Origin of the sequence: Caldicoprobacter sp. (genome assembly GCF_047459465.1) — a bacterium.
Classification (GTDB): domain Bacteria; phylum Bacillota; class Clostridia; order Caldicoprobacterales; family Caldicoprobacteraceae; genus Caldicoprobacter.
Window position 1 is genome coordinate 1 of record NZ_VSCO01000075.1, and the last position, 8,792, is coordinate 8,792.

At 45.7% G+C, this 8,792-nt stretch carries 8 protein-coding genes; all 8 read left to right on the top strand.

Annotated elements, in window-relative coordinates:
• Positions 1-381 (top strand): CinA family protein (locus FWJ59_RS06105; RefSeq protein ID WP_414481078.1); only part of this gene is annotated, 381 nt, incomplete at its 5' end.
• A gap of 124 nt (positions 382-505) precedes the next feature.
• Positions 506-1,534: a recombinase RecA gene (gene recA / locus FWJ59_RS06110; protein ID WP_414481084.1), complete on the top strand. Its 1,029-nt coding sequence runs from the start codon at positions 506-508 to the stop codon at positions 1,532-1,534.
• A 236-nt stretch (positions 1,535-1,770) separates the two neighbouring features.
• Positions 1,771-3,297 (top strand): ribonuclease Y, encoded by a 1,527-nt coding sequence (gene rny / locus FWJ59_RS06115; protein WP_414481085.1) that lies wholly within the window; start codon positions 1,771-1,773, stop codon positions 3,295-3,297.
• Between the two features lie 166 nt (positions 3,298-3,463).
• Positions 3,464-3,724, top strand: coding sequence for a stage V sporulation protein S (locus FWJ59_RS06120; RefSeq protein ID WP_414481079.1), 261 nt, complete (start codon positions 3,464-3,466; stop codon positions 3,722-3,724).
• Positions 3,725-3,851: 127 nt separating this feature from the next.
• The gene (locus FWJ59_RS06125) at positions 3,852-4,799 is read left to right on the top strand and encodes a dipeptidase (protein ID WP_414481080.1); all 948 of its coding nucleotides are present in this window, start codon (positions 3,852-3,854) and stop codon (positions 4,797-4,799) included.
• A gap of 30 nt (positions 4,800-4,829) precedes the next feature.
• Positions 4,830-5,711, top strand: coding sequence for a PHP domain-containing protein (locus FWJ59_RS06130; RefSeq protein WP_414481081.1), 882 nt, complete (start codon positions 4,830-4,832; stop codon positions 5,709-5,711).
• A 107-nt stretch (positions 5,712-5,818) separates the two neighbouring features.
• Positions 5,819-7,015 (top strand): pyridoxal phosphate-dependent aminotransferase, encoded by a 1,197-nt coding sequence (locus tag FWJ59_RS06135; protein WP_414481082.1) that lies wholly within the window; start codon positions 5,819-5,821, stop codon positions 7,013-7,015.
• A 268-nt stretch (positions 7,016-7,283) separates the two neighbouring features.
• Positions 7,284-8,720, top strand: a complete 1,437-nt coding sequence (gene purB, locus FWJ59_RS06140; protein ID WP_414481083.1) for an adenylosuccinate lyase — start codon at positions 7,284-7,286, stop codon at positions 8,718-8,720.
• Positions 8,721-8,792: the final 72 nt, after the last annotated feature.

Below are 8,792 nucleotides of genomic sequence, written 5' to 3' on the forward strand. Positions count from 1 at the left end.
ATGTTGACCGATGTGCCGGGGATTTCCGAAAATCTCCTTGAGGCGTGCGTTACCTACAGCAACCAGGCCAAAATAAAACGGTTGGGCGTAAAGCCTGAAACGCTAGAGGCTTATGGTGCTGTAAGCCCCCAGACAGCACAGGAAATGGCTGAAGGAATATTAAAAACTAGCGGAGCCGATATAGGTCTTGCAGTGACGGGTATAGCCGGTCCGGGCGGTGGAAGCCCTGAAAAGCCTGTAGGGCTGGCATATATCGCTATTGCTGCAGGTAACCATGTAGAAGTAAACCGCATATATAACCAGGGGAACAGAAAGCGGATAAAGCTGTCCACTGCCAATACAGCTCTGGATCTGTTACGCCGAAAGCTGCTTAAGCTTTGAGATGGCCATTGCTTTTAACGCTTGACCCTTCCTATGGATTGCATTATAATTGAATTAGAACGTGTGTTCGAAAGAATACAGAGAGGCAGGTGAATATCCGGCTCAAAGAGCCGGACTTGAGGTCATGGATAAAGCTAAAGCGCTTGAGATGGCTATCAGCCAAATTGAGAGGCAGTTTGGTAAGGGTTCAATCATGAAGCTGGGTCAATCCAGCCACATGAATGTAGAAGTAATACCCACAGGCGTGTTGAACTTGGACATTGCGCTTGGAGTGGGAGGATTGCCGAGGGGAAGGGTAGTGGAGATATTCGGTCCCGAATCCTCGGGTAAGACGACAGTGGCGCTGCACGTCATTGCCGAAGCACAAAAGATGGGCGGCATAGCTGCATTTATAGACGCCGAAAATGCCTTGGATCCCCATTATGCCAAAAATTTAGGGGTGGACATAGATAATTTGCTAGTCTCGCAGCCCGACACCGGGGAGCAGGCTCTTGAGATCACCGAGGCCCTGGTGCGCAGCGGAGCCGTTGATGTAATCGTGGTTGACTCGGTAGCAGCGCTGGTGCCGCGTGCCGAATTGGAAGGCGAAATGGGCGATGCCCATGTTGGCCTGCAAGCTAGGCTGATGTCACAGGCCCTGCGCAAGCTATCGGGAGCTATAAACAAATCACGAACAGTTGCTATTTTCATAAATCAGTTGAGAGAAAAAGTGGGCGTGACGTTTGGTAACCCCGAAACTACGCCTGGAGGAAGGGCGCTTAAGTTTTATGCTTCTGTGCGGCTGGATGTGCGGCGCGTGGATACCATAAAGCAGGGTTCTGAACCCATAGGTAGCCGTACACGGGTAAAGGTAGTAAAGAACAAAGTTGCTCCTCCTTTTAAAGAAGCGGAATTCGACATAATATACGGACAGGGTATCTCCAGGGAAGGCAGCATACTGGATCTGGCTTGCTCCATTAATATTGTAAATAAAAGCGGTGCTTGGTATTCGTATGGCGATATAAGGCTCGGACAGGGGAAGGAGAATGCCAGACAGTTCCTCAAGGAAAACCCCCATATAGCGGCTGAGATTGAACAGAAAATCAGGGAAGAGTTTAAATTAGGGCAAGTGATAGAACTTCCAACTTCCTCCAGCCAAGATGAGATAGAATAAATGGCGGCGGTTTAAGGAGTTTTACATCCTCAATTGTTGACATGAATAAGTAAAAGATATACAATTAAAGGTAAGTAGTTTACACCTGATCCTTGTATAAATTCATAGAGAGTATTGATGTATCCAACCCAATGCCCGCTGGACAAACGAGGTAAACGCAGGAAGTTCTTTGTCTCAGCGATGCTCCATTGAAGTAGCGAGGAGGTGTCCATAAATCCGTGGCAGAGATACTACTAATGGGATTTGCCCTGGTAGTAGTAGCCATTGGAGCGGGCGTCCTGGGATACAATTACCGAAAGCGGATTGTAGAGGAGAAGATAGGCAATGCCGAAGAGGCCGCTAGAAAGATCGTTGAGGAGGCTAAAAAGCAGGCTGAAGCACTAAAAAGGGAGACCTTACTTGAGGCAAAAGAAGAGATTCACAAACTGCGAAGTGAATTTGAAAGGGAAACTCGCGAAAGGCGAAATGAAATTCAAAGGATAGAACGCAGACTCCAGCAAAAGGAAGAAGGCCTTGATAAAAGAGCTGAAATTTTGGAACAAAAGGAAGAAAGCCTCAATAACTTGCAAAAAGAAATTCAGAGGATGCGTGAAGAGGTTGAAGAGCTGCATAAGCGCCAGGTAAGCGAACTAGAACGCATCGCACAGTTAAGCCAGGATCAAGCTCGAGAGATATTGCTTGGCAACGTAGAGAAGGAACTTACCCATGAAATAGCCATGAAGATTCGAGAGTATGAGAACAGGCTGAAGGAGGAGGTCGATAAGAGAGCTCGCGATATAATATCGCTGGCTATTCAAAAGTTCGCCGCTGATCATGTAGCTGAATCAACCGTTTCGGTTGTAGAACTCCCCAATGACGAGATGAAGGGGAGGATTATCGGGCGAGAAGGGCGCAATATTCGCACTTTGGAAACGCTGACTGGGATCGATTTAATAATCGATGATACACCAGAAGCCGTCATATTGTCGGGATTTGATCCTATAAGAAGGGAAATTGCCCGCATCGCCCTCGAAAAACTCATACTGGACGGAAGAATACACCCGGCTCGCATAGAAGAAATGGTAGAAAAGGCCAAAAAAGAGGTTGAAAACCAGATACGCGAAGCAGGTGAGCAGGCCATATTTGAGGTTGGGATACATGGAATTCATCCCGAGTTGGTCAAGTTGTTGGGTAAGCTGAAATACAGGACCAGCTATGGCCAAAACGTGTTGAAACACTCCATTGAGGTAGCTCACCTGGCAGGTATTATGGCTGCTGAGCTGGGAGCCGACCAGAAACTTGCTAAACGGGCTGGTCTGCTACATGATATTGGGAAAGCGGTGGACCACGAAATGGAAGGTTCTCATACTCAAATCGGAGCTGACCTGGCTAAAAGATATCGCGAAAGCGCTGATGTGGTGCATGCCATAATGGCTCACCACGGCGATGTAGAACCCAATACCGTTGAAGCTATACTGGTACAGGCTGCAGATGCTATTTCTGCAGCAAGGCCAGGAGCCAGAAGGGAAACTTTGGAGGCTTATATCAAGCGGTTAGAAAAGCTAGAAGAGATTGCCAATTCCTTTGCAGGAGTGGAAAAATCCTTTGCAATCCAGGCAGGACGCGAAATTAGGATTATAGTAAAACCTGATAAGGTAAGCGATGACCAGGCGCTCTTAATGGCTAGGGAAATAGTAAAGCGTATAGAAAAAGAGCTTGAATACCCAGGGCAAATAAAGGTCAATGTTATTAGAGAAACTAGAGCCATTGAATACGCAAAATAAGGTGTGGCATATATAGTCACACCTTTTTAAATTTTTGGGGTTCTTCATTATTATATGTTTTTAAACAAGAAAAATTTACATTCCAAAAGAAGGATTTTTTTAATAAATGTAGAATAATACGAAATAGAAAATCATTCAAAACAAAAAAGCAATAGGGGGTCAAACCATGGAGGTATTAAAGGTATCAGCTAAATCCAATCCTAATGCTGTCGCAGGTGCGTTAGCAGGGGTCTTACGCGAGCGAGGATCAGCCGAACTTCAAGCGATAGGGGCAGGAGCAATTAATCAGGCAGTAAAGGCCGTAGCCATTGCGAGAGGTTTTGTAGCACCTAGCGGCGTAGACCTAATCTGTATCCCCGCCTTTACCGACGTCATAATCGATGGAGAAGAGAGAACAGCTATAAAGTTGATTGTAGAACCTCGATAAAACCTACCGCAAGGTAGGTTTTATTTTTTGCCCGTAGATTTACAGTCACCCCCCATCGGCATATGCTGAAAAGTAGAAGCTTACTCTATTTTCATGTTTATTGAAAACTGGGGGGTTGAGAAGAGATATGCATAGTCCATTTTTTGTTATTGACGGCCATTGCGATACCATAAGCAAGCTTGATGACATAGGTGCTATAGAATGCCCGAACAATAACCATGTTTCTATCTCGGGGCTATATGCAGGTAGGGTGGGCATTCAATTCTTTGCCGTATGGATGGACCCGTCGTTTACAGGCAAATACTTCCACATGGGGCTACAGCGCATTGACAGATATCAAAGGATGCTCGATAAGTATGTTGCCTATTTCTATCCCATATTGCGTTTTAATGATGTAGAGGATGCGCTTGAGGCAGGCAAAATCGGTGCCTTGTTGACGGTAGAAGGTGGTGAGGTGCTGGAAGGGAATTTTTCTAATTTAGAAGTGCTTTACAGCGCAGGAGTCAGGCTTATGACCCTTACCTGGAACCGTAGCAACCAGATAGCAGGCGCTGCGATGGATACCCATAACCGATATGGCCTCACACCTTTTGGCAACCAGATAATAAAGGGCATGAACGATATGGGAATGATAGTAGATGTATCCCACGCGTCCGAAGAAGCTTTTTGGGATGTTATGGAAGTCTCCCAGCAGCCTGTCATAGCTTCCCATTCAAATGCCAAAGCCATTTGTCCCCACCCGCGAAACTTGAATGATGAACAGATCAAGGCAATTGCCTTAAAAGGCGGAGTCATCGGCATAAACTTTTATCCTCCTTTTTTAAGCAAGAGGGGAGATGCAGGAATTGCAGATATAATAAGGCATATAGAATACATTGGCGGTTTGGCAGGGATAGACTGCATAGCATTTGGTTCCGACTTTGATGGCATCGAAAGCCTGCCGCAGGGGATAGAAGGCCCACAGAGTTTTCCCCATATAATAGAAGAGCTGCTTAGACTAAACTACAGCGAAGAAGACGTGCGCAAAATATGCCATAACAATTTTTTACGCATAATGGAGAAGATATTAAAATAGCAAACACATTGGCCAAAAGGAGTGCTGCACATGGTCTGCTGCTTTGATGCACAGAAAAAACACGAGTGCTTTGTCGACCTACATACCCACACCACGGCTTCCGACGGACTACTGACCCCATCACAGCTGGTCGCCCAAGCCTTACAGGCAGGCCTTATGGCGATTGGCATTACCGACCATGATTCCACCGACGGTCTAAGAGAAGCCATAACAGCAGGAGAACGGCTGGGAGTACAAATAGTCCCGGGTATAGAGCTCAACACCAAGGCAGATGACGAGGAGGTTCACATATTGGGCTATTATATTAGCTATGACCTTCCCTGGTTTCAAGATATGCTTGCAAATCTACGCCATGCCAGATGGGTACGAGGCAAAAAGATGGTTGAAAACTTAAGGAGGATATACAATTTCGATATATCTTTTGAAGAGGTAAAGAAGGAAGTAACCCAAGGGGCTGTGGGAAGGCCGCACATCGCCAGAGTATTGGTTAAGAAGGGTATAGTGAAAGATATCGCAGAAGCTTTTGAGAAGTATATTGGAACCCACTGCCCGGCTTACGAGCCCAGATACCATCTGACGATTGAACAAGGCATAAAGCTCATCAAAGATGCGGGTGGAGTGCCTGTGCTGGCGCACCCAGGTTTGCTAAAGGATCAAAAACACGTCACGCTTGCCATAGAGTTTGGTGTCAATGGCATTGAAGCAATACACAGCAAACATACCCCCGAGCAATGCGAGCATTACAGGAGGTTGGCCCATGAGCACGGCCTTATCGTAACGGGCGGCAGCGATTACCATGGTGAAAAGGGAAAGGATATGCCCCAGTTGGGTGACATAAAGATGCCCTGTAGCATCATAGAAGACCTTAAAAGGATGGCACATGTAACTAATAGGCTCACACAATCAGTATAATGAAAATAAAATGAATAAAGGCATAGACGATAATGCAAATTCATGATATAATACATGACAAAATGATGGATTATTTTTTTAATCTTTCATTTGAGGAGGAATATAAGTTGAGGCTGTCATCGAAAAGTACTTCTATTTCGGGGTCTCTGACACTTGCCATTGATGCCAAGGCAAAAAAAATGAAAGCTGACGGTATGGATGTTGTAGGATTCGGAGCGGGTGAGCCAGATTTCGATACTCCATCTTTCATTAAAGAAGCGGCAAAAGAGGCTCTCGATCGAGGCATGACTCGATATACTCCTGTGGCAGGAATTGCCGAGCTTAAGGAGGCTATATGCCGTAAATTTAAAGAGGATAACGGCTTGGACTATAAGCCAAGCCAGATAATCGTATCCAACGGTGCAAAGCACTCTCTGTATAATGCCTTTCAGGCCATACTCAATCCAGGAGATGAGGTCATAATACCATCGCCCTACTGGCTAAGCTATCCCGAGCTGGTAAAACTTGCCGATGGTGTGCCGGTTTTTGTCCAAACCAGAGAAGAAGACCACTTCAAGCTTAGGCCTGAAGATTTAAAAAAAGCCATAACTCCTAAAACCAAGGCTTTGGTCTTAAACACTCCCAACAATCCGTGTGGTTGCGTATATGAACCCGCTGAGCTTCAAGCTATAGCCGAAATAGCTGTGGAAAGTCAGCTATTTGTAATATCGGATGAGGTATATGAAGCGATGGTATATGATGGATTACAGCATGTAAGCATCGCTTCTTTGGGACCTGAGATAAAGGATTTAACCATCGTAGTAAACGGAGTGTCAAAGACTTACGCCATGACAGGATGGCGAATAGGATATGCAGCTGCCCATGAAGAAGTGGTGAAAGTGATGTCCAACGTACAGAGCCATACCACTTCTAACCCCAATTCCATAGCGCAATACGCCAGCCTGGCTGCTCTGAAGGGACCTAAAGACCAGGTCAAAACCATGGTAGCAGAGTTTGACAAGAGAAGGAAATTCATGGTCGAAAGGATCAATTCCATACCCGGTTTATCCTGTAATATGCCAAAAGGTGCGTTTTACGTGTTGCTGAACATAAGCCAAGTGATAGGTAAAAGCTATAAGGGCAGGCGCATAGATGGATCTCTTTCCTTTGCAGATGCGTTGCTGGATGCACAGATGGTCGCGGTGGTACCAGGAATAGCTTTTGGTGCTGACAATTACGTAAGGCTGTCATATGCTCTATCCCTGGATAATATAAAGAAGGGGCTGGATAGGATAGAGGCTTTTATCAAGGAACTGGAGGACTAAGTTAAAGCAATAGGGGGGGAGTTATATTATTCCCCTCTTTTTTAATTGATTGTAGCGTTAGAGAAGACTGTTTACACTTACTAAACAGCAAGCACGCCATATGGATTTTATACCAAATGTAGGAATGTTATTGGCTTAACCCAGCATAGACGATATGGTTGATTAAAAAATGCGATGTTGTGGCAGGAAAGTCCCTATTTGGCGTCGAATTTTGTAATAAATGATAAAATTTATCGTAAAATATCGTAAAATAGAAGGGGTATGCGTTATGGAGTCGCACCAAATATATCAGAATCCGCTCGTAACCAGATATGCTTCAAAAGAGATGCTGGAGAACTTCTCGGACGACAAGAAATTCAGGATTTGGCGTAGACTATGGATAGCCCTGGCCGAAGCCCAAAAAGAATTAGGGCTGAACATCACGCAAGAACAGATAGATGAGATGAAAGCCCATCAGAGCTGCATTAACTATGACGTGGCACAGCAAAAGGAAAAAGAGGTACGCCATGACGTCATGGCCCACGTTCACGCATACGGGGAGCAGTGTCCCAAGGCAAAGCCCATCATACACCTTGGTGCCACAAGCTGTTACGTTACCGATAATGCCGATATTCTGATAATGATGGATGGGCTCAATATTATAAAGAGCAAGCTCATAACCTGCATGTACTATTTATCACAGTTTGCGCTGAAATATAAGAATATGCCAACCCTGGGATTCACCCATTTTCAGCCGGCACAGCTCACAACGGTGGGAAAGAGGGCATGCCTATGGCTTCAGGACCTCATGCTCGACCTGGAAGAGTGGGAACAGGTGTGGAGCAGCATACGGCTTCGCGGAGTTAAGGGCACCACAGGGACCCAGGCTAGCTTCCTCACGCTATTTGACAACAACCATGAAAAGGTAAAGCTCCTCGAAAGAAAAGTCCTTGAAAAGCTGGGTTTTGAGCGCGCCTATCCGGTTACTGGCCAAACCTATCCGAGGAAACTGGATAGCAGAATATTGAACCTATTGAGCTCCATAGCTCAAAGCGCATATAAATTTGGAAATGATCTGCGCTTGCTACAAAGCCTCAAAGAACTGGAAGAGCCATTTGGAGAAAAACAAATAGGCTCATCCGCCATGGCATACAAACGAAATCCCATGAAGGCTGAAAGAATGTGCTCCCTGGCAAGGTATGTGGTGGTCAATGCCTTAAATCCGGCTATCACTGCTTCTACCCAGTGGCTGGAGAGGACGCTGGACGACTCGGCCAACAGGCGCATAGTCATAGCCGAATGCTTCTTGGCTGTGGATGCCATCTTGAACATATATATCAACATAGTCAGCGGCCTTGTGGTATATCCAAAAGTCATTGAACGGAGGATTAGGGAGGAACTGCCCTTTATGGCAACCGAATACATCCTCATGGAAGCCGTAAAGAGGGGTGGAGATCGACAAGAGCTGCACGAAAGGATCAGGCAGTACTCCATGGAAGCTGCAAGGAGAGTTAAGGCTTTAGGAGAGGATAACAACCTCTTGGAGCTCATAGCCAACGATCCTGCCTTCAGGTTGAGCCGGGAAGAGATAAAGCGCATAATGGATCCCCGCAACTTCGTGGGGAGAGCGCCCCAGCAGGTAGAGGAGTTCATATCACAGCATATAAAGCCCATACTGGAGCAAAACCGGGAACGGATTATCGGTAATGCTGAGCTAAAAGTATGATCTCTTGTAATATTACACTTTACGGTTATAGACGAAAATGAGATCAAATTTCTTCCAACTTTATAAATATAA